Origin of the sequence: Rhodococcus sp. IEGM 1302 (genome assembly GCF_030056935.1) — a bacterium.
GTDB lineage: Bacteria > Actinomycetota > Actinomycetes > Mycobacteriales > Mycobacteriaceae > Rhodococcus_F > Rhodococcus_F qingshengii.
In genome coordinates this window covers 585985-607047 of sequence record NZ_JASHKY010000001.1, presented here as the reverse complement: position 1 = coordinate 607047, position 21063 = coordinate 585985, and the positions used below count along the sequence as shown (strand labels likewise).

Annotated in this window: 21 protein-coding genes; 8 read left to right on the top strand and 13 right to left on the bottom strand. The window is 62.7% G+C overall.

Annotated features, from left to right (window positions below; genetic code table 11):
* Positions 1 to 23: 23 nt before the first annotated feature.
* Both kynU and kynB read right to left on the bottom strand, forming a co-directional pair.
* Positions 24 to 1289 (bottom strand): kynureninase, encoded by a 1266-nt coding sequence (gene kynU / locus QM609_RS02845; RefSeq protein ID WP_050655979.1) that lies wholly within the window; start codon positions 1287 to 1289, stop codon positions 24 to 26.
* Positions 1286 to 2017, bottom strand: a complete 732-nt coding sequence (gene kynB / locus QM609_RS02840; RefSeq protein WP_050655978.1) for an arylformamidase — start codon at positions 2015 to 2017, stop codon at positions 1286 to 1288. Before kynB ends, kynU begins: the two co-directional genes overlap by 4 nt.
* Positions 2018 to 2154: 137 nt before the next feature.
* On the opposite strand from kynB, the gene QM609_RS02835 reads away from it, so the two are divergent.
* Positions 2155 to 2646 carry an Lrp/AsnC family transcriptional regulator gene (locus QM609_RS02835; protein ID WP_007730865.1) on the top strand — a complete coding sequence of 164 codons (492 nt, stop codon included), beginning with the start codon at positions 2155 to 2157 and terminating at the stop codon, positions 2644 to 2646.
* Positions 2647 to 2987: 341 nt separating this feature from the next.
* Positions 2988 to 3647, top strand: coding sequence for a phosphotransferase enzyme family protein (locus tag QM609_RS02830; RefSeq protein ID WP_238587990.1), 660 nt, complete (start codon positions 2988 to 2990; stop codon positions 3645 to 3647).
* 49 nt (positions 3648 to 3696) lie between these two features.
* On the opposite strand, the gene QM609_RS02825 is transcribed toward QM609_RS02830, so the two are convergent.
* The 5 genes from QM609_RS02825 to QM609_RS02805 form a co-directional block, all read right to left on the bottom strand.
* Positions 3697 to 4323, bottom strand: coding sequence for an MBL fold metallo-hydrolase (locus tag QM609_RS02825; protein WP_007730862.1), 627 nt, complete (start codon positions 4321 to 4323; stop codon positions 3697 to 3699).
* Positions 4320 to 5408, bottom strand: a complete 1089-nt coding sequence (locus QM609_RS02820; protein WP_007730860.1) for an S-(hydroxymethyl)mycothiol dehydrogenase — start codon at positions 5406 to 5408, stop codon at positions 4320 to 4322. The genes QM609_RS02825 and QM609_RS02820 overlap by 4 nt, the downstream gene beginning before the upstream one ends.
* A gap of 148 nt (positions 5409 to 5556) precedes the next feature.
* The gene (locus QM609_RS02815) at positions 5557 to 6819 is read right to left on the bottom strand and encodes a helix-turn-helix transcriptional regulator (RefSeq protein ID WP_050655977.1); all 1263 of its coding nucleotides are present in this window, start codon (positions 6817 to 6819) and stop codon (positions 5557 to 5559) included.
* A gap of 22 nt (positions 6820 to 6841) precedes the next feature.
* Positions 6842 to 8011 (bottom strand): glycoside hydrolase family 183 protein, encoded by a 1170-nt coding sequence (locus QM609_RS02810; protein WP_050655976.1) that lies wholly within the window; start codon positions 8009 to 8011, stop codon positions 6842 to 6844.
* 119 nt (positions 8012 to 8130) lie between these two features.
* The gene (locus QM609_RS02805) at positions 8131 to 8757 is read right to left on the bottom strand and encodes a type 1 glutamine amidotransferase (protein WP_007730853.1); all 627 of its coding nucleotides are present in this window, start codon (positions 8755 to 8757) and stop codon (positions 8131 to 8133) included.
* Between the two features lie 209 nt (positions 8758 to 8966).
* Here QM609_RS02805 and QM609_RS02800 point away from each other — a divergent pair, with 209 nt between their 5' ends.
* The 6 genes from QM609_RS02800 to QM609_RS02775 all read left to right on the top strand — a co-directional run bounded on the left by QM609_RS02800 (position 8967) and on the right by QM609_RS02775 (position 14302).
* A complete protein-coding gene (locus QM609_RS02800; RefSeq protein WP_030536029.1) occupies positions 8967 to 9470 on the top strand; it encodes a PASTA domain-containing protein in 504 nt (167 codons plus the stop codon).
* Between the two features lie 129 nt (positions 9471 to 9599).
* Entirely contained in the window at positions 9600 to 10376 is a 777-nt protein-coding gene (cuyB, locus tag QM609_RS02795; RefSeq protein ID WP_225320168.1) for a cysteate racemase, read from the top strand.
* 36 nt (positions 10377 to 10412) lie between these two features.
* Positions 10413 to 11096, top strand: coding sequence for a GntR family transcriptional regulator (locus QM609_RS02790; protein ID WP_019745689.1), 684 nt, complete (start codon positions 10413 to 10415; stop codon positions 11094 to 11096).
* Between the two features lie 62 nt (positions 11097 to 11158).
* Positions 11159 to 11536, top strand: a complete 378-nt coding sequence (locus QM609_RS02785; RefSeq protein WP_050655974.1) for an ArsR/SmtB family transcription factor — start codon at positions 11159 to 11161, stop codon at positions 11534 to 11536.
* Positions 11533 to 12129, top strand: coding sequence for an SRPBCC domain-containing protein (locus QM609_RS02780; protein ID WP_042446276.1), 597 nt, complete (start codon positions 11533 to 11535; stop codon positions 12127 to 12129). Before QM609_RS02785 ends, QM609_RS02780 begins: the two co-directional genes overlap by 4 nt.
* A 133-nt stretch (positions 12130 to 12262) precedes the next feature.
* Complete coding sequence (locus QM609_RS02775; protein ID WP_050655973.1) at positions 12263 to 14302, top strand: YhgE/Pip domain-containing protein; 2040 nt, start codon at positions 12263 to 12265, stop codon at positions 14300 to 14302.
* A 6-nt stretch (positions 14303 to 14308) separates the two neighbouring features.
* On the opposite strand, the gene QM609_RS02770 is transcribed toward QM609_RS02775, so the two are convergent.
* The 6 genes from QM609_RS02770 to QM609_RS02745 form a co-directional block, all read right to left on the bottom strand.
* The gene (locus QM609_RS02770; protein ID WP_039973188.1) at positions 14309 to 15508 is read right to left on the bottom strand and encodes a glycoside hydrolase family 183 protein; all 1200 of its coding nucleotides are present in this window, start codon (positions 15506 to 15508) and stop codon (positions 14309 to 14311) included.
* A 173-nt stretch (positions 15509 to 15681) separates the two neighbouring features.
* Positions 15682 to 16467 (bottom strand): RhlG family 3-oxoacyl-ACP reductase, encoded by a 786-nt coding sequence (locus QM609_RS02765; protein ID WP_007730838.1) that lies wholly within the window; start codon positions 16465 to 16467, stop codon positions 15682 to 15684.
* A complete protein-coding gene (locus QM609_RS02760) occupies positions 16464 to 17663 on the bottom strand; it encodes an acetyl-CoA C-acyltransferase (protein WP_007730836.1) in 1200 nt (399 codons plus the stop codon). Before QM609_RS02760 ends, QM609_RS02765 begins: the two co-directional genes overlap by 4 nt.
* A gap of 79 nt (positions 17664 to 17742) precedes the next feature.
* Complete coding sequence (locus QM609_RS02755) at positions 17743 to 18726, bottom strand: NADPH:quinone oxidoreductase family protein (protein ID WP_003943088.1); 984 nt, start codon at positions 18724 to 18726, stop codon at positions 17743 to 17745.
* A gap of 31 nt (positions 18727 to 18757) precedes the next feature.
* A complete protein-coding gene (locus QM609_RS02750; RefSeq protein ID WP_047269421.1) occupies positions 18758 to 19855 on the bottom strand; it encodes an acyl-CoA dehydrogenase family protein in 1098 nt (365 codons plus the stop codon).
* The gene (locus tag QM609_RS02745) at positions 19852 to 21045 is read right to left on the bottom strand and encodes an acyl-CoA dehydrogenase family protein (RefSeq protein ID WP_076948641.1); all 1194 of its coding nucleotides are present in this window, start codon (positions 21043 to 21045) and stop codon (positions 19852 to 19854) included. The genes QM609_RS02750 and QM609_RS02745 overlap by 4 nt, the downstream gene beginning before the upstream one ends.
* Positions 21046 to 21063: the final 18 nt, after the last annotated feature.

Here is a 21063-nt window from a genome sequence, read left to right as displayed (position 1 = left end):
CGGTCCGCGGAAACTTGGAAGAATCAGGTGACTGCGTCGCGCTCGCGGAATTCGGGGCGATCCCAGGACTTGTTCTCGAGGATGTCTCGCAACACGTCGACGGCGTTCCACACGTCGGCGTATCCGAGATAGAGCGGAGTGATACCGAACCTCAGCACTCCTGGTTCGCGGTAGTCGCCGATGACGCCCCGCGCGATGAGAGCCTTCATGATGGAATAGCCCTCGGGATGAACAAAACTCACGTGCGAGCCACGACGCTCGTGCTCGCGCGGCGTGATCAACTCCAAACCGTAGGCAGCGCAACGCTCCTCGACGAGGCTGATGAAGAGATCGGCCAGCGCGAGCGACTTGCTGCGGATGTCGGCCATGTCAGCTTTGAGCATGATGTCGAGACCACATTCGACGAGAGACAACGACGTGATGGGTTGAGTACCACTCAGAAACCGTCGTATTCCTGCGCCCGGTTCGTAGGCCGACTCCATCGCGAACGGTCGCGCGTGCCCCCACCACCCGGACAGCGGCTGGATTCCGGTGTTCTGATGGCGACGGTTGACCCAGATGAATGCAGGTGAACCCGGACCGCCATTGAGGTACTTGTACGTACACCCGACCGCGAAGTCGGCGTCGGCTCCGCTCAGATCGACAGTGACGGCGCCGGCCGAGTGTGCGAGATCCCAGATCATGAGGGCGCCACGTTCCTGCACTGCTGCAGTGACTTCCGTCATCGCATACAGGTTTCCGGTGCGGTAGTTGACGTGCGACAACATCACTACGGCGGTGTCCGGTCCTACTGCTTCGGTGACGTCGCCCGGTTGGTCGATCAGGCGTAGTTCGTATCCCTGATCGAGCAGCGAGATGATGCCCTCCGCAATGTAGAGGTCAGTGGGGAAATTGTCGCGCTCGGAGACGATCACCTTCCGGCTGGGATCCTGTGCAGCCGCGATGGACAGCGCGGAGGCCAATGCCTTGAACAGGTTGATCGACGTCGAATCCGTTACTACCACTTCGCCTTCACCTGCTCCCAGCAACGGGGCAAGTTTGTCACCGAGGCGGACCGGGAGGTCGAACCATCCAGCCTCGTTCCAACTGCGAACCAAGCCGTTGCCCCACTCGTCGCCGATCACTCTCGCGGCGCATTCCTGCGCGGCAATGGGACGCGCGCCGAGCGAGTTTCCGTCGAAGTAGAGAACGCCCTCCGGAATCGCGAACTCGCGGCGGAACTCCCTCAGGGGATCCACTGCGTCGGCCTTGACGCAGTCTTCCAACGAAAGTGTGGTTGTCGATGTCATGACGATTCTTCTCCTGCATGTGTCGGCGTTGAGGGTGATGAAGGCAGAGTCCGGAGCACGGCCCGTACCGGGCTGGCATCGAGGTCGAGGAACTTCAGCGGCAGTGCGATCAACTCGTAGTAGCCTTCGTCGACGTCGTCGAGGCAAAGCCCTTCGAGGATCGCGACGCTACGATCGCTTGCCGCGTGGTGCCCGTCCATGGTCTTGCTGTCCATCGGATCGAACGAGGCGCCGTCGATTCCGATCAGAACTCCACCGCGGTCGGCGAACCAGTGGGTCAGCTCCGGAGAAACACCGGCGAAGTCGTTGTCCCACTTGCGTGGGTACTTCGGGTACGTCCTCAGAATCAGCCGTTGCGGCAGATGGCCGCCGAGTCGCTCCACCGTCTCTTCGACGGGCCTGATGCAGGCGGCACCGTCGACCCCCGTCATGTCGACCACCAGTGCTTCGCCGAGATAGGGCTCGAGGGGAACGGAACCAATGGTCGCGCCGTCGATGCGAGTGTGCGCCGGCGCATCGGCGTGAGCACCGATATGCGGAGTGGTGGTGATTCGGTTGATGGTGACGGCGTCACTGCCGCCGAGGTCGGACGTGACAGCGCGGGTGAAGGCGGTATCGCCTGGCCACACGGGCGTCGATTCGGAGATCGGCGGGCTGATGTCGATCAACCGCGCCCTCCAGTCGCCCGTGTGTCCGTCGCCCGCGTGTCGGCCGATCCTCGGAAGCATCCAGACCCCTTCGTCGCAACAGTCGACTGTGTAGATCTCGACCGTTTGATAATTCGATGTGTTTGGCAAAAGCTAGGATCATCGACGGGCGCGGTCAATAGTTGCTGAATATTTTCGCGACGGCAGGGAGAAATCGGATGATAAATGCGATCGAACGGGCAGCTGCCGCAGCTCGGCCGAATCATGTTCGGCTCGACGACGTCGATACAGCGATTCTCCGCGAACTCGTCCGGGATGCACGCATCCCCAACAATGCACTCGCCGAGAAGGTCGGGATAGCGCCGTCGACCGCTCTGGCGCGGATGCGCGCTCTACGCGAATCGGGCGTCATCAAGGGGTTTCACGCAGACATAGACCTCGAGCTACTCGGCCTCGAGATCTCGGCGATGGTGTCGATTCTGATTCACTCCCACGCCAGAAGTCGAATGACGGAAATTGCCGAGCACCTGAGCGGATTGGATTCCGTTCAGCGAGTGTTCCTGATGAGTGGGGACCGTGATCTCCTGGTGCACGTGTCGTGTGAATCCCCCACTCGGCTTCGCGATTTCGTCAGCGCGCACCTCAACGATCCGGCCATCGCCAATACCCAGACCAACCTGATCTTCAGCGAACTGAGTCAAGGCGGCTGAACTGCAGCTGTCGCCAAGGCGTCTTCGGGTGCTTCCGAGATCGACACCTCGATTCGAACTTCCCCCACTAGAGTCGAACGGCATGTTGCCACTCGGGTTGTCCATGCTCTGGGAGTCGGTGGAGCCGGAAGCCGCTCTGGAGGAGCGATTCGGATTCAACAGCTTTGGCGCAGCCACCCATTGGGTCTCGGCGGTACTCGAGCAGACTTGGGGGTTGACGGCCCTCGAGTGCTCGCGAATGGCGATCAGTGACCAGAACGCGATCGTGTGGGTTGCGAGCGACCGCGGTGGGCTGGTGGTGAAGTGGTCGCGCGCTACTGAGCGCACTCGCCGCGCAGGGCGTGCCCGTTCCGTCACCAATCTCGTCCCTGAACGGATTGGACCGGGAAACACTGGAAGGGCCTTCGTGCGCAGTGTCATTCACCGTACTGCCGGAGTTGGCGGGAGATTGGTTGGACGTGCAGGACCGCGTGGCGGTCCGTTCGGCAGGAGCATGTCTGGCAGAAATACACCGAACGCTCGGCGCCACCCATGTCGACGGATCGGTTTTCTCGTCGCGCAGCACCGGGTTGAAGGAGCGCATCGGTGGTTGGCTCGAGAATTTCGACCGCGGGTTCGCGCCTGAGGCAACGCGTAGGCTCGTGGGCCTCCTGGCGCGTGCGTCCGAGCTCGATGACCAAACTCAACTGGTACACAACGACTTCCGTGCAGCCAACATCTTGACTCGAAACTCTCGGACCACCGGAGTACTCGACTTCGACGACGTGGTGATCGAGCACCGGGTGAGCGACCTGGCCAAGGCAAGCGTCTATCTGGGCACCCTGTTCACCGATTGGCGACCGACACCGATCGCGGTACGGCAGAGCCTGCGCGCCGGCTACGAATCCGTCCGTCCCCTCAGCCGATCCGAGACAGAATGGTTCGAGATCCTCGAACTGTGGCACGGCCTGATGGCAATCCCGGGTGAGAACGACACCGCCGGTTGGGCATCAGCGTTGTGACAAAAGTGGGGACGCCGGTACCGGCGTCCCCACTTCGCTTCTGATCACATCAGGATCCGGCGCGGATCCATTCTTCGAGATGCGGCGCCTCGGTACCGATCGTCGTGCCGTCGCCGTGACCGGTGTGAACCTTGGTCTCGGCGGGGAGCGCGAACAGCTTGTCGCGAATGGACCCGATGATGGTCGGGAAGTCTGAGTACGACCGCCCCGTTGCGCCGGGTCCACCGGAGAACAAGGTGTCGCCGCTGAACAGTTCCCCCGCCTCGGGCAGGTAGAGGCAGGTCGACCCCGGGGAATGGCCCGGTGTGTGGATGGCCAGAATGTCCGTACCCGCCACAGCAATACGCTGATCATCTTCCAAGCTCAGATGCTTCACCCCGGGGTGAGTCATCTCCCAGAGGACATCGTCGGCCGGGTTCAGGTAGATCGGAGCGTCGAGTTTCTCGGCCAGCTCCGGCGCAACGGTGACGTGGTCGTTGTGGCCGTGGGTGCAGACGATTCCGATCACCTTGCGTCCACCGACAGCGTCGATGATCGGCTGCGCGGTGTGAGCTGCGTCGACGATCACCACTTCGTTGTCGTCACCGATCAGCCAGATGTTGTTGTCGACGTCCCATGTTCCGCCGTCGAGGCTGAACGTGCCCGAGGTGACGACGCGATCGACTCGCAATGTCACAGGACCACCACCGAACGGAGAACCTCGCCGCGGTGCATCGTCTCGAATGCCTTCTCGACCTCGTCGAGCTTGATGCGCTCGCTGACGAACTTCTCGAGCGGCAGACGCCCCTGCTGGTACAGGTCGACCAGAACGGGGAAGTCACGCTCGGGCAGGCAGTCGCCGTACCACGACGACTTGAGGGCTCCGCCGCGCGAGAAGAAGTCCACCAGCGGCATTTCCAGCTTCATGTCCGGCGTCGGAACTCCCACCAGCACTACGGTTCCCGCGAGGTCGCGGGCGTAGAACGCCTGCTTCCAGGTCTCGGGACGGCCGACTGCGTCGACAACCACGTCGGCGCCGAAACCTCCGGTCAGCTCCTGGACTGCTTCGACGACGTCGTCGACCTCGGTCGCATTGATCGTGTGCGTGGCACCAAGTTCCGTGGCCCACTCCAGCTTTCGTGGATCCCGGTCGATGGCGATGATGGTATTGGCACCGGCCAGGCGTGAACCCATGATCGCTGCGTCGCCGACGCCGCCACACCCGATCACAGCCACCGAATCACCGCGTCCGACGTTGCCGGTGTTCATCGCGGCACCCATGCCGGCCATGACGCCGCAACCGAGCAGTCCGACGACAGCCGGATCGGCCGAGGCGTCGACCTTGGTGCACTGGCCTTCGTGAACGAGCGTCTTGTCTGCGAATGCGCCGATGCCGAGTGCCGGCGTCAGTTCGGTGCCGTCTTCGAGCGTCATCTTCTGCTCGGCGTTGAACGTGTCGAAGCAGTACTGCGGGCGGCCACGCTTACACGCACGACACTGCCCGCATACGGCACGCCAGTTGAGGACGACGAAGTCGCCCACCTCGACGTGAGTGACACCGGGGCCGACGCTCTCGACGATGCCCGACGCCTCGTGCCCGAGCAGGAACGGGTACTCGTCGTTGATTCCGCCGTCGCGGTAGGTCAGGTCGGTGTGGCACACACCGCACGCTGCAATGGCGACCACTACCTCATTGGCGCCGGGATCGGGGATCGTGATGGGGACGATTTCGACGGGGGCACCCTTGGATCGGGCGATGACGCCGCGTACCTGCTGTGGCATGGCTTTGCTCCTGGCTTCGTGCGATTGAGGACGTGTCGTCACATGGCGCCGTGTTTTCACATTGCGATATGTGCACTCGTTGAAAGGTTAGCCCGAAGTAGGTGCCCGCAACCCTGGTCGAACTGACTGACCGACCTGGCCGAAAGGACTAGGGTGCAGGCTTCACGCCGGCCTCGGCGCCCGCGGCGGCCGCCGCACCCCGACTCTCGACGCCCAATTTCCGCAGGACCCCGGCAACATGAAACTTGACTGTGCTCTCACTGACGCCGAGTCGCTCCGAGATTGCCTTGTTGCGCCGTCCGGCCACCAGATGCTCGAGTACCTCGAACTCCCGCGGTGCCAGTTCGGTGAGTACGTCGCGGTTCGGCAGCGCGACTGGGGCGTCGAGCGGGATGGTTGCGCTGATCCGGTTCCCCCACCTGGGCGTCGACTCGGATTCGACGGTTCCGCCCAAAGTCTCTACCCTCGAACGTAATTGGCGTTCCACGTCGATCACATCGGCTTCACCACCACCGTCGTCGCGGATGTCGATCGAGAGCGAAGCCGCGTCGAGGGTCCAGGCCACCCGGATTCGCGAGAGCGTCTGCTGATCCGACAAGGCCAAGACCGCGCCGCGGACGACCGCGCGGGCGCCGTGCGCCACTTCACCGGGTAACCCACGCCCGTCGACGGGTGGCTCCACCAACTCCAACGCGATTTCCCGATGCTTGAGCAGCGAACGCAATTCCCCACGCATCCGCGCAAAAGCGGTGGTGGTCGACTCTTCGGCCAACTCGCGGTGCACGTCGACGGCCGAACGCAGGCCGATCAGGGCCGAAGCCGCAGTCTCCCTGGCCGAGGTTCGAGCACGCGTGTCGTCGAGATCCGCCGAGCGCAGCGTCGCCAGCATCGTCTCGAGGGTGGCCGCATGCACCTCCGTCATCTCTGCCACGGTGCGTGCACGCTCGGACGACGCTGCCCGCGACTCGGCGAGATATGCCGGACTCGCGTTCCGCACCTGGAGCTGAATTCCGGTTGCAGTCACCGCGAACAGTGCCTGGATCAATTCGAGGGATGCCGCCTTCACCGGTCCGGGGTGCGGCGTCAGCATGAGTAGGGTGTCTGTTCGATCGAGCATCGCGAGCGCTTCACGGTCTCGGCCGGCGATAGCGCATTTTCCCCGAAATATCTGTCCGACAGTGAGATCCGTACGGATACGGTCGAGTTCGGCGATGGTCACACGATCGACGACAGCTGGATCCCCGGCAACCTTGCGCGGCCTACCGGTGCATTCACGGGTGAAGATCACCAGAGAGGTGTGCGGCGCCATGTCCGCGATCAACGTCGAAAATCGTCGGCCGATTTCGGGAAGTGGTCCCACCAACACGTCTCGAAGGGCGGTGATCAGTAGCGCATTGTCGGTGGTGCTCACCGTTCAACGATAACCATCCGGTTCACTGGTGCAGCGTGGTCTTCATGAGCATCACGTTGTAGTCGGACCACGTGGTGGCGAGAAAGTAGAGGTCCTGCCCCTGCGACCAGGGGTGCATGTACGCGCCGTAGAGTCCCGGAACCGCGTCGGTGCCGATCACGACGTCCGGTGCGCTCCACGGGCCGGTCAGGTCCGAGGCCGTCCGCAGCACCAGCGCTCCCCACTCGTTGGAGTACATCGCGACGAACTTTCCGAGATAGTTGTTGTACTGCACCGACAGTTCGCTGACATCCCCGTCGAGAACTACTGCAGCGGCAGCAGGATTGTTGGGGACCCATGCCTTTCCGTCCCAGTATTCGTACGCCGCGACGTCCGCGATGGAGGCTTCCTTGACTCGCGAGAGACGCCCCTCGCCAAAGCGTCCGGCGGGGGTGCCGAAGTTGTAGACGTAACCACCGTCTTTGACGAAGGACCCCATCTGGAAGTTGTCGTTACCTGTCAACGGCAGATTGGGCCGGGACGAGGCCGGTTCGATCTGCCAGGTCTCACCGTTGTCGTGCGAGGACGCGATCTGCGAGAAGTTGGTGACCCACTCGCCCGACCCTCCCCACGAACGTATCGACATGTAGTTGACGTACTGAACGCCGCCCACGGAGATACCCGTCGTCGGAATGCTGCTGGTTTCGACGCCGGTGACTTTCAGACTTCCGATGATCTCGCGCGAGTGATTCGGTCGGTCGGTCGGCGAGGAGTCGATGTTCATGCCGTCGGACAGATTTCCGTCCGAGCTACGGAACAGGACGTTGCTGCGCCAGTCGCCGACCACCCCGGAGCACAGAGGGTCAGATCCGATACCGACGGTGTCACCGAAAGCTGTCAGGACCTGACCTGCGCCGTTGTCCCACATGATGCCCAGATCCGTGCCGAGAACGTTGAACCGCTCGACGGTTTGGTTGGGGCTCAGCGCGCCCGTGATGTACTCGACCGCCGAGGTGCGGCCTTGCAATTCCGGCAGTTTGCCATCCGTGCCGTTGAGCCAGGGAATCGGATTGGTCGGCCCACCTGATTGATCCAAGCTCCCGGTGACATTGCAATCCCACGGGGATGCATTGGCCTGGGTCGCCCCCAAGACCGCGGTCGACGCGAGTACACACGTCACTGCTGCTGTCGATATCTTCCGCATCCGGCGCATCGCTCCCCTTTCGCGGGGGAGATCCGGACTCTACGAGGTGTGTTGCTCGACCGGATCGGTTCATCCACCCACGAGAACACAAGGTAACAGGTAAATCGGTCAATCAGGACGAAACGGGCTTATTCGGTGGAGATGGATTTCAACCATTTCTCCATCACGGCTGCGGCAATCTCGAGCCCCTGCGACTCGGCTGCACTCAACTGCTGCATGAAGATGCGCGGACCGTCCGCTCCCAGCGAAGCATGCAGCGAATCGCGGTACTCGGCCAGTTCCATCCATTCGCGCGCCACCGCGGAGGACGCTTCGAGGTGAAACTGAACGGCGTAACTCTGCTTGTATCGGAAGAGTTGATTCGGATACTTGGCTGAACCAGCGAGCCGCACCGCGCCGTTCGGAATGTCGAAGGTATCCGAATGCCATTGCATTGCAGGAAATGTGGAGGGCAGATCTCCCCACACGGGATCTTGCCGGCCCTCGACAGTCAAGGTGATCTCCTCAACTCCGACTTCAGGCACAGCGCCCGTGTAGACGCGAGCACCCAGCGCCGCGGCGAGCAACTGCGAACCCAGACACACTCCCCACACCGGGACGTCGCTCTCGACCAGATCGCGAATGTATTCGATCTCGGATGCCAACCACTCGACCTCGCCCTGATCGCCGACGCCCATCGGCCCGCCCATCACGATCACGGCGTCGAACCGTCGATGTGCCGGAAGCGGGTCGGTGCCCAGAAGAACAGTCTGCACGTCTCCGTAGCTCTCCAGGACAGGCGAATACGCCGCTGGGGGTTCACACTGCGCGTGTCGTAGTTCCAGAAAATGCATGTAGGCAATTCCTCTCGAATCCGGTGCCGAAAGCCTATGGTTCTATTCGACATAAGGCACATCGACGGCGTCGGATGTGCTCTGCGCTCGAATCTCCGCTTTCATCGCCCCTTTACCGACAAGGAACGTCTGTGCGCGCACCACACCTCTTTTCGACATCGATTCGCCCGCCCTCAACTGCCGTTCGCATCGGACTCAGCGCATTCGCCTTGGCGTCACTTGCCGCGTGCTCAGGAACAAGCACCGACAGCGAGGCCGAATCAACATCCACCGCGACCACCACTGCAACCTCGACAACTCAACCCACGACGACTCAGGCTCCATTGACCACCTCGGTGATCGGTACGACGAATTCTCCACTGGCCACGACCCCAGTCGCCGCGGAAGTGACGCCCGCTGCAGCTCCCGCGGTCATGCCCAACGTCGTGTGCATGAATCTTCAAGACGCACAGGACACCATTCAGTCGGCCGGAGTCTTCTTCTCCAGAAGTGCTGACGCAACCGGCGCGGGTCGACGCCAACTGGTCGATTCCAACTGGATTGTCGTCGATCAGACACCCTCTGCCGGAAGTCCTTTCGGGGAAATCGAAGCCGTGCTCTCGGCCGTGAAGATCGGCGAACCGAACCCCTGCTGATCGGCTGAGTTCTCGAACTTCGCAATTCCGGGAACACTGCGCCTTACTTGACAACTACCTCCGACCTCCTTCACTGTAGTCAACATTACGAGTATCCAATATATTGGATGCGAAAGGTTGGATTGCAACATGAAGGTGCCACGAATACGGCAGAGCGCCAGCTCTCCGGCGTCCATGAGCGACCCCGTCATCGGAATACTCGGAGGCATGGGGCCCGCCGCTACTGCCGACTTCTACTCCAAACTCGTTGCGCTGACACCAGGTTCGACGGATCAGGAGCACCCCAAAGTTGTCATCTGGGCCGATCCCACCGTTCCCGACCGGACATTGGCACTCACCGAGAACGGCCCTGACCCCACTCCGTGGCTGATCCGCGGTGCGCGCGTTCTCCGAGAGTCGGGCGCGACGACGCTCGCCATCCCATGCAATACCGCCCACGCCTTCCTGCCCGCCATCTCGTCCCAACTGGGACTTCCCGTCGTCCACATGATCGACGAAGTCGCTCGGCACATCCGGACGCTCTCACCCGCCGTCACATCCGTCGGACTATTGGCCACCACGGGGACGGTCCGCACCGGGTTGTATCAACAATGGCTGTCGGAATACTCGATCGACGTCCTGGTGCCCGGACCTGCGATCCAGGACGAACTGGTGATGCCGGCGATCCGAGCAATCAAGAGCGGCAACGTCGGAGACGAGACCACCGACAAGCTCGTCAGGGCCGCTGATCTTCTCGTCGAATCGGGCGCGCAGGTCGTCGTGGCCGGGTGCACCGAGATTCCGCTCGGACTGCCCGCCGACGCCACAACCTGTCAGATCATCGATCCGGCAACAATTCTCGCCCGCGCTCTGCTCCGGCGGGTTGCAGATGCCCGGAGACACCCTTCGATGGTCGTTTCGGGCTGACCTGCAGCAGGGAGGCTGCAGAGTACGATATCCAGTATGTTGCGTGGCGGTAAACCGGTTGAGCGAGCACGAATGAGCGACATCGCTCTCGAACGCATTCGCGAAGCGATCGTCACCGGTGAACTGGCGCCGGGCTCGAAGATCAAGGACAGCGAACTCGCCGAGTATCTGGGACTGAGCAGAACTCCAGTCCGCGAAGCGCTCGCAAGGCTGGTCGACACCGGACTCGTGGAAGCGAAACCTGGTGCGTACACGCGCATCACCACCCTCGACCGCGGCGACGTCGAGGCAACACTCGCAGTCATCGAAGCTCTCGACCAACTGGCCGTCGTCACCGCTGTACCGAATCTCACCGACGAGATGATCGGGGCGATGCGTTCGGCCAACAAGGACTTCGCTGCCGCCGTCAAACGAAACGACATAGGCCGAGCCCTGACCGCAGACGATCGCCTACACAGCGTCATCATCGACGCTGCGGCAAATCCGCTGTTGAAGAAGCTGATTCACCAGGTTCACCCACAAATTCACCGCATCTACTACCGCAAGTTCTCGAGCCTTCTCGGCAGCCAGGACTCCGTCGACCATCACAACAAGCTGATCGAGCTGTGCGCAGACCACGATGCCGAGGCGGCAGCGACACTGTCGGCCGAACATCGACGCCATCTCGGCGGGCTGATCGGTGAACTCTTCGACGCCGACGAGTTCGCGCTCTCGGACTGACCGACGCCCGAATACAAGTTTCGGCGCTTGCCTATATTGGCCATTGCCGATATAAATGACTGGTGCATGCGTTCGACGTTCTCGGAGACCCAGTTCGGCGAAGAATCATGGAACTCCTGTCCAGCGGCGAGCGCTCGGCGGGTCAGATCGCCGAAGTCGTGGCAGCGGAGTTCGGAATCTCGCAACCGACCGCGTCCGGGCACCTGCGAGTGCTCCGAGAAAACGGATTCGCCACCGTCCGCAGCGAAGGCACCAGGCGTCTCTATGCCGTCGAGCCCGCGCCATTGCAAGAAGTGGACCAATGGCTCGACGGATTCCGGCAGTTCTGGAGCGGTCCTCTCGACGCATTGGCCACAGAACTCGCACGCGGGAAACGACGCGGCTCGAAGCGGAGCAGATCTTCACAACCGAATTCTTCCGACGAAGGAGACTCACAATGACCGAGATCGCGAACCAGGACACCAGCCTCACCGCGGTGGAGCGGAGCATGGGTAACCGCGACATCGCAGAAGGTTCGGCTCGAACAGCCGTACTCAAGCGCCGCTACAACGCGTCGGTCGACGACGTCTGGGATGCCATCACGACCCCTGACCGCATCAACCGTTTCTTCCTTCCGGTGAGCGGAGACTTCCAGGTGGGCGGCTCGTACGCCTTCGAAGGCCAGGCAAGTGGCGAGATCCTGGCCTGCGACGCCCCACACCTGCTGCGACTGCAGTGGACACCGCCCGGCGATCGCGGATACAGCGATCAGGTCGAGATCCGGCTGACTGCAGACGGTCCCGACGCCACCTGGCTCGAGTTGGAGCACGCCTCCGTCGCCGATGTCTTCCGCAACGACCCTGACACCGGCTGCTACGGCGTCGGAACCGGCTGGGAAGGCCCACTTCACTACCTGGGCGAATACTTGCGCGGCACTCTCCCTGATGCGCCGAGCACCGAGTGGTACACCTTCGACGAAGCAGAGGAGCTTCGTCTGGCCAACTTCCGAGGGTGGGAGTGGGCAAAGATCGAGGCAGAGCACGGCGACCGATAACGCCCAATTCTTCGAAAACGGTCACAGGATGGCCGTTTGCTTTGTATCGTGACCGAGCTGGACGTATGTCCAGCAGTTTTGGTGGCTTCCTTTCGTGCCACACCTGCTTCGGTCCACGAGAAGAGAGCTCCACATGGCGCCACAACCCGTAGTCGACAACGCGGCCACGACGCGACGCACGCACATCATCCGGACAGTTCTCGCTGTCCTCGTCATCGCACCGCTGTCGATTGCGGCGTTCTACATGTGGGCACTGTGGGATCCGGGCGACACGGTCAACCGCTTGCCCGTCGCCATCGTCAACGCCGATGCGGGCACAGAACTCGACGGAACACGTCTGCAAGCCGGCGATGAAGTTGTTGCCGCACTCGTCGAGAGCGGAGACGTTGCATGGAAGGTCGTCTCGGAACAGGAAGCCGCCGACGGCGTCAACGACGGCACCTATTACTTCTCTGTCGTCATTCCGAAGACTTTCAGCGCGGATGTGGCCAGTGCCGCATCGGGTTCGGGCCGCAAGGCCGAACTCGACGTCTTGTACAACGATTACAACAGTCTGGTCGCCGGCCCGGTCGGTGAAAGCATCATCGCTCAGGTGCGCTCTGCGGTCTCCGAGTCGATCGGCGAGCAGTCCATCGACCAGGTGCTGGTCGGGTTGGGTGAACTCGGAACAGGATTCGGTGAAGCAGCAGCAGGAGCGCAACAGCTGTCCGACGGATCCTCCGAAGCGCTTGCCGGAACCAACGAGCTCTACGCTGGAAGCAAGGAACTCGCCACCGGCATGGGCGAAGCAAATCAGGGCGGCAAGGAGCTGGCCGCCGGAGCCGGCGAGCTGGCTGCCGGAGCTGGCGAAGCTGCTGCAGGCTCGGGCGAGCTGAGCAGCGGACTCAACCAGTTGGTCGGGGGCACCGACGAACTCGGCGCAGGCGCCCGACAGATCAGCGAAGTGGTCGACATGGTCACCACCCCGGTACTCGACCTCGCGGGGTCCTCGGACGCCGTCGTCGGTCAGATCGACGCCCTCACGTCGATGCTTCGAAACTCGGCCGATCCGGTCTCCGCCGGACTCGTCGAAGCCCTGGGTGGACTGCGGGCTTCCCTGACTGCACAACCGTCGGACGACGACGTGATCGGTCAGCTCGGCCAGCTTCGCGACGGCGCGCGGGAGATCTCGCGCCAACTCACCGATCCGAGCAGCGACTACCGTGGTGGGCTCCTTGCCGCCGCGGCCGGTGCAGGTGAACTCAACACCGGCCTGGGCCAACTGTCCAACGGTGCAGGCCAACTCGCTACCGGTGCACAGGAACTTTCCACCGGGCTTGGGCAGTTGGACACTGGAAGTATTGCGCTCCGTGACGGTCTCGGGCAGCTATCGGCCGGCGTCGGCGAGCTCGACGCGGGCAGCGCGGAACTCGCCACCGGTTTGTCCGACGGTGCCGCCCAGGTGCCGCAGTTCACGGACGACGAGCGCGCCACCACGGCCAATCTTCTCTCGTCCCCGGTTGCCGTCGACGCGCGGAACAACTATCCCGCAGCCGGTTTCGGACCGGGAGCCGTCCCTGCCGTGATCTCAGTGGCACTGTTCCTGTGCGGAATTCTCACGTGGTTCGTCGTCCGCCCACGACGCGGACGTTCACTGAACTCGCACACCAGCGTGGTACGTGAGGGGCTGCGCCGCTACCGCATTCCCGCCCTGGTCACCTTGGTCGCGGCGCTCGTGTTGTCGGTGGTGTCACTGACCGTGGCAAACGTCGAACCACCTAGTGTTCTGGCGATGATCGCAGTGATGATCCTGGTGGGTGCCGCCGCGGTCAGCTCGGGCAGGCTCTTCACCGTTGTGTTCGGTGCCGTCAACGGAACCTTCATCGCTCTGGGCGCCTTGATGATTCAGATCTTCGCCTTCGGCGCGGTATACCCCATCGAACAGATGCCGACGGTTCTGCAGTGGCTGCACGCTCTGATGCCACTCACGTGGGCGCGCAACGCCATGCGCATGGTCCTTGTCGGATACTACGGCCCGAAATTCTGGGTGGCGGTAATCGCTCTGGCTGCCTTGGTGATCGGAGCCGTCCTGTTCACCATCTGGTGGCGCCGCCGACAAGCACCGCCGACCGACGCCGATGACGACGCGCCGATCACCGAGGAGATCGTGTACCTCCAGCAAACGCAAGCGTGAGCCGGATCAGCGAACGAGCGTCGTACGCATCAACATGACGTTGTAGTCGGCCCACGTGGTGGCAAGGAAATACAGATCCGAACCACTGGACCACGGGTGGATGTATGCGGCGTAGATACCGGGAACCTCGACCAGATTGACCAATGTTTCCGGTGCCGTCCACGGACCGACCGGACTGGGAGCGGTTCGCATCACGATCGAACTGAACGCGTCGGCGTACATCGCCACGAACTTGCCGAGGAACTCGTTGTACTGAACGGAGATCTCCCCGATGCGGCCGTCCATGACGGGTACGGCCGCAGCGGGATCGGCAAGGATCCAGCCGTTTCCGTTCCAGTACTCGTAGGCGGAAAGATCGAGGATCGCCCCCTCGGGCACGCGAGAAAGTCGAACCTCGCCGGATCGTCCCGCGGGGGTTCCGTAGTTGTAGACGAACCCGCCGTCCTTCACCATCGAGCTCATCTGGAAGTTCTCGCTACCGGCGACGGGGGCGACACCCGCGGGAAGAACCCCACCGATGTTGGGGCGCAGAGTTTCCGGACGAGTGGTCCACGTTTCGCCGTTGTCCGAGGAGGTGGCAATCTGCGAGTAGTTCGTGCTCCACTGCCCGGCCTCGCCCCAGTTACGCACCGACATGTAGCTCAGATACTGCACACCGTTCACTGCGATGCCGCTCGTGGGGATGCTGGAGGCCTCGACACCCGGAATCTTCAGACCGGAAATGATCTCACGCGCCTGAGCTGTGCCGTCCATCGGCGCACTGTCGATGCGCATACCGTCGGCCAGTACCCGATCCGAGCTGCGGAAGAGTACATTGCTTCGCCACTCGCCCACCAAACCGTCGCAGCCGGGGTTACGACTGAGCCCGGTGGTATCGCCGAAAGCGGTCAGAATCTGCCCCGCACCGTTGTCCCACATGATGCCCAGGTCGGTACCCAGGACATTGAAGCGATCAACGGTCTTGTTTGGACTGTATGTCCCGGTGACCTTTTCGATCGCGGCAGTACGACCGGACAGACCTGGCAACCCTCCGGTGTTGCCGTTGAGCCACGGCGCCGCATTGGCCGGACCACCGCTACTACCGACGCCACTGACTCCGACGCAGCCCGGCGCAGCCATCGCCGGCGAAGCCACCGCCGTGACGGCAGCAGCTGCCAGAGCAGCAACTACCCCGAACACCCCCAACGATCTCCCCGCGCGAAACATGACTCCCCCATGGCCGGGATTGTTGGTGTTGTCGTCGTCGTTCCCCCCGAACCTCGGACAATCTAGCAACTGCAGTCACAGATAACCCAATCAGACAAAGACGCGAAAAGGCCTGAAAGTCATAGTAGTTCAGACTTTCAGGCCTTTTCGGACAGAGAAGATCAGTCAGTAGGTCAGCGCGCTCCGCTCGCACCGCCGTCGAGTGGAATCACCGCGCCGGTCAGATAAGCCCCGGCACGTGAAGCCAGGAAGATGGCAAGACCTGCGGCATCCTGGGGAGTTCCGACCCGGCCCAACGGGACCGAGTCCGCCACAGCCTTTGCACTCTGTTCGTCCTCGAGGAGGAATGCCATCATCTTCGACGGGAACGGGCCCGGCGCAATGGCATTGACCGTGATCTGTTCCCCCGCAAGCGTTGCCGCGAGCTTGCGCGTCAACATGTGCACCGCAGCCTTACTGGCTCCGTACGAGAAGTTCTCCGAACCCGACACCACGAGTCCGTCGATCGATCCGATATTGATCACGCGCGCGGGATCTTCCGCCGTGGCTGCAGACCGCAACTGCGGCAACAGCTTCTGCGTCAGTAGGAAGATTGCCTTGACATTGATGTCGAAAATCTTGTCGAAGCCTGCGGCCGGAAAATCGTCGACGGGAGCTCCCCACGTGGCACCGGCGTTGTTGACCAGTACGTCGAGCGTCGGCGAAATCTCGGCGACCTTCGCAGCGAGGCTCTCGACCCCCTCGTCCGTGGACAGATCGGCCGGATGCGAAATGCAGGTGCCGAACTCCGAAAGCTCTCGCGCGGCTTCGTCACAGGCTTCGGCTTTTCGGGCCGAAATGACGACCGTCGCTCCGCCTTCGACAAACCCGCGAGCGATCATGTATCCGATGCCGCGTGATCCACCGGTGACCACAACGGTCTTGCCACTGACGTCGAACAGTCCCTCGATCAAGCTCATGCGACCTCGAAAAGCCCGGCAGCACCCATACCGCCGCCGATGCACATGGTCACCACCACGAGCTTGGCTCCGCGCCGTTTTCCTTCAAGAAGAGCATGGCCGACCAGACGAGCCCCCGTCATTCCGTACGGATGGCCGACGGAGATACCGCCGCCGTCGACGTTGTACTTCTCGGGATCGATCCCGAGCTTGTCGCGGCAGTACAGGGCCTGAGAGGCGAAGGCCTCGTTGAGTTCCCAGAGATCGATGTCGTCGACCTTCAGCCCGTGAAGATCCAGCAGACGCGGAATCGCGAACACCGGTCCGATGCCCATCTCGTCGGGAGCGCAACCCGCGACAGCCATGCCACGGTAGATACCGAGAGGAGCCAACCCGCGGCGTTCCGCCTCGCCTGCCTCCATCAGCACCGACGCCGAAGCGCCGTCGGAGAGCTGAGACGAGTTGCCCGCAGTAATGGACGAATGAGCACTGACAGTCCCGTCGGCCAGAACCGGTCGCAGACTCGACAGCCCTTCCAACGTGGTGGAAGCGCGGTTGCCTTCGTCGCGGGTCAGCGTCACGGACTCGCTGCGGATCTCACCGGTCTCCTTGTCCTGCACCTGCTTGATCGAGGGCAGCGGGACGATCTCGAGATCGAACCGACCTGCGTCCTGGGCCGCTGCGGTCCGCTGCTGGGAGACGAGCGCGAACTCGTCCTGCTGCTCGCGGGTGACTCCGTAGCGCTCGGCGACGATCTCGGCCGTGTGCAGCATCGGCATGTAGATCGACGGCTTGTTTTCCTTCAGCCACGGATCAGCCGCGCGGAAGTTGTTCATGTGATCGTTCTGGACCAACGAGATCGATTCGACTCCGCCGCCGACCGCGATCTGCATTCCGTCGTCCACGATCTGCTTTGCTGCGGTCGCGATGGCCATGAGCCCGGACGAGCACTGACGATCGATCGTCATTCCGGACACCGAGTCCGGAAGCCCGGCCCGCAGTACCGCTTGCCGCGCGACGTTGCCGCCGGAAGAGCCCTGCTGCAGCGCGGCGCCGAGGATGACGTCCTCGACCTCGCCACCTTCGAGGCCCGCGCGCTGAACTGCATTCGAAATAGCATGTGCAGCAAGCTCTTGAGCCTGAGTGTTGTTGAACGCGCCGCGGTACGCCTTACCGATCGGGGTACGGGCGGTGGAAACGATGACAGCTTGCCTCATCGGGGAATCCTTTCGTCGAACACGAAGTGCTGTGCGCCTTTATTAACCGCCGGGGGTTAATAAAGGCGCACAGCAAGAATCAGGGCTGGAACACGACGCGACCGACCGTGGTGCCGTCGCCGAGGCGACCGATACCGTCGGCAACGTCCGTCAACGACAACCGCTCACTGATCAGTGGTTTGACCAAGCCGGCATCGGCGAGCCTGGTGAGCTCGACGTGGCAGTCGTCGATGGCCTGCTGGTTGTAGGCCTTGTACAGCCCCCAGTGCAGTCCGATGATCGAATAGTTCTTGATGAGAGCGTGATTGAGTGCCGGCTGCGGGATCGTGCCACCGGCGAAGCCGATGATGACGATCCGTCCCTCGAAGGCGATGCACTTGGTGGACTTCGCGTATGCGTCGCCGCCGACCGGATCGAAGACCACGTCGGCGCCCTTGCCGCCGGTGAACTCCTTGACCGCTGCCACGAAGTCCTCACTGTGACGGTCTACGACGAGGTCTGCGCCGAGCTTGCGCGCGTACTCGGCCTTGTCCGGGCCGCCGACGACACCGATCACCTTGGCGCCTGCCGCCTTGCCGAGTTGCACTGCCGCACTACCGACACCACCCGCAGCAGCGTGGACCAACAACGTCTCACCCTCGAGCAGTTGGGTGCGGCGATGCAGAGCGAACCACGCTGTCTGATAGCCGATGCTCAGAGCGGATGCTTCCGCGTCGTCGAGAGCCGACGGCGCCGGGAACGTGTTGTTCTGATCCAGTACCGAGTACTCGGCGAATCCGCCGGACGGCAGACTCGGATTACCGATCACCCGGTCCCCCACTGCGAATTTGGTCACCGATTCACCGACCGAGACCACTTCACCACACAGTTCGACACCGGGTGTGAAGGGCAGCGGCGGCTTGATCTGGTACTCACCGCGGCACATGAGGACGTCGGGGAAGTTGGCCGGAGCCGCCAGCACCTTGACCAACATCTCCGTCGCATTCGGGGTGGGATCCGCGGTCTCCTCCAACGCGAGCACATCGCGGGGTTGACCGAGTTCGTTGACGCGCCAAGCCTTCACAGCAATTCTCCAGACAGATAGTGGGTGAGTTTCAGGACGAGATCGGGAGGTCGACCAACTCGGCGAGGCGTGCCCGATGCTGATACGCGGTTCCCAGCGACAGCTGATCGCTCTTCGCCCGTTTGAGGTACAGGTGCGCCGGATACTCCCACGTCATTCCGATACCACCATGAAGTTGGACGCACTCCTCCGCAGCATGAACCGCGACGCCGCTGCAGAATGCCTGGGCCACCGTCGCTGCGATCGCCGCATCGGCGTCGCCGCGTGCATAGGTGTCCGCCGCATAGCGTGCTGCCGCGCCCGAAGAGCTGACTTCGAGCCAGAGATCGGCGAGGCGGTGCTTGATCGCCTGGTACGAACCGATCGCCCGGCCGAACTGCTTGCGCTCCTTCACATACGCGAGAGTCGTTTCGAGGCACCACTGAGCTACAGCGAACTGTTCGGACGCCAGAAGTGCGCTTCCGCAGAGCAACGCTTCCTCAACCGCTTGCGCCGCATTGCCGCTGTCGACACGGACCGACGACGAACCCGAGAACTCGACGTCCGCCAATCGGCGCGTCATGTCCAGGGACAGAACCGGCGTGACGGTAGCGTCGGCGATCCGAACGGTGTGCAGCTCCAGACCGCTCTCACCGGCAACCGGAACAACAAGAACATCGGACTCGGCGACGCCGGCAACCGTCGTGACGCTGCCGACGAGTCCACTCGCCGTTGCCTTGACAGTGGGTGTGAAAGTTCCTGGTGCAGTGGACAACGGGACGATCAGAGCAGCCGTCGAATCCCCCGCCGCCAATTGACCGAGCACCTCGGTCTCGCCGGCCTTCAGCAACGCCGTGGTCGCCAGCACAGCGCTGGTGAAGAACGGAACGGGAGCGACCGCACGTCCGATCTCCTCCATCACGACCGCCGCCTCACGCGTCGACGCACCTGCCCCGCCCAGTTCCTCGGGTACCAGCAGTCCCGCCAAACCGAGTTCCGACGCCAGCGACTTCCACAGCCCGGTGAAGTCGGCGGACACGTCGTCGTACGCCGTGACCACGGTGTCGGCGCCGGCCCGCTCGCTCAGCAGTCGTCTGACGCTGGCTCGCAGATCTTGTTCGGTCTCGGAGTACAGCAGATCGGCGCTCATCGGGGTAGGTCCTTCCAGGCGATGTCCTTGTCGACGCGATGCTCGGGTGGCAACCCGAGTACACGTTCTGCGATGACGTTGCGCAGGATCTCCGACGTTCCGCCCTCGATCGAATTGCCCTTGGCTCGCAGGTACCGGTATCCGGGTTCACGCCCGGTGAAGTCGACGGAATCCGGTCGACGCAGTGTCCAGTCGTCGTAGCGCAGACCGGCTTCGCCGTGCAGTTCGAGGTCGAATCCAGAAATCTGCTGAGCCAAACCGGCAAACGCGAGCTTCATTCCCGAGCCTTCGGGGCCGGGCTGGCCGGCGGCGAGCTGCTGGCGCAGTCGCTCACCGGTCAGACGCGCAACTTCGGATTCGGTCCAGAGCCGCATCAACTCGTCGTGCATCGCCGGATTACGCAGCTCGGGCTCGTCACGCCAGGCCTGAGCGACCTTTCCGATCATGCCTCCCTCACGCGGTGCGCCCGAACCGATGGCAACACGCTCGTTGTTCAGGGTGGTGGTCGCAACCTTCCACCCCTGGCCTTCGGCTCCGAGGCGATTGGCGTCCGGAATCCTGACGTCCGTGAGGAATACCTCGTTGAATTCGGCCTCGCCGGTGATCTGACGCAGCGGCCGGACATCGACGCCCGGATCGGTCATGTCGCAGATGAAGTAGCTCAGACCCGCATGCTTGGAACGTGACGGATCGGTCCTGGCCACGAGAATCGCCAGCTGCGCATTCTGCGCGCCCGACGTCCATACCTTCTGCCCGTTGACTATCCAGTCGTCGCCGTCGCGGACGGCGCGGGTAGCGACGGCCGCGAGGTCCGAACCTGCGCCCGGTTCACTGAACAGCTGGCAGTAGACCGTCTCCGCAGTCCACAACGGGCGCAGGAACTTCTGCTTCTGCTCCTCGGTGCCGAAGGCAGCGATGGTCGGTGCCGCCATGCCCAGTCCGATCCCGTTCTTGCCGGTGGCCGGGCCCGGTGCACCGGCGGCCTCCAGCTGAGCGTTCACCTGACGCTGAAAGCTCTGCGGTACACCGAGTCCCCCATGACCTTCGGGGAAATGAACCCACGCCAGTCCGGCGTCGAATCGTGCGCCGAGGAAATTCGATACCGACACGCTGCTCGGATCGTTCTCCGCGAGAAGCGTGTTCACCTTTTCGGTGAGATCACGCGATACTGCCTCTTCGTCGAAAGCCATGCCCATTCCTTCGGTTCG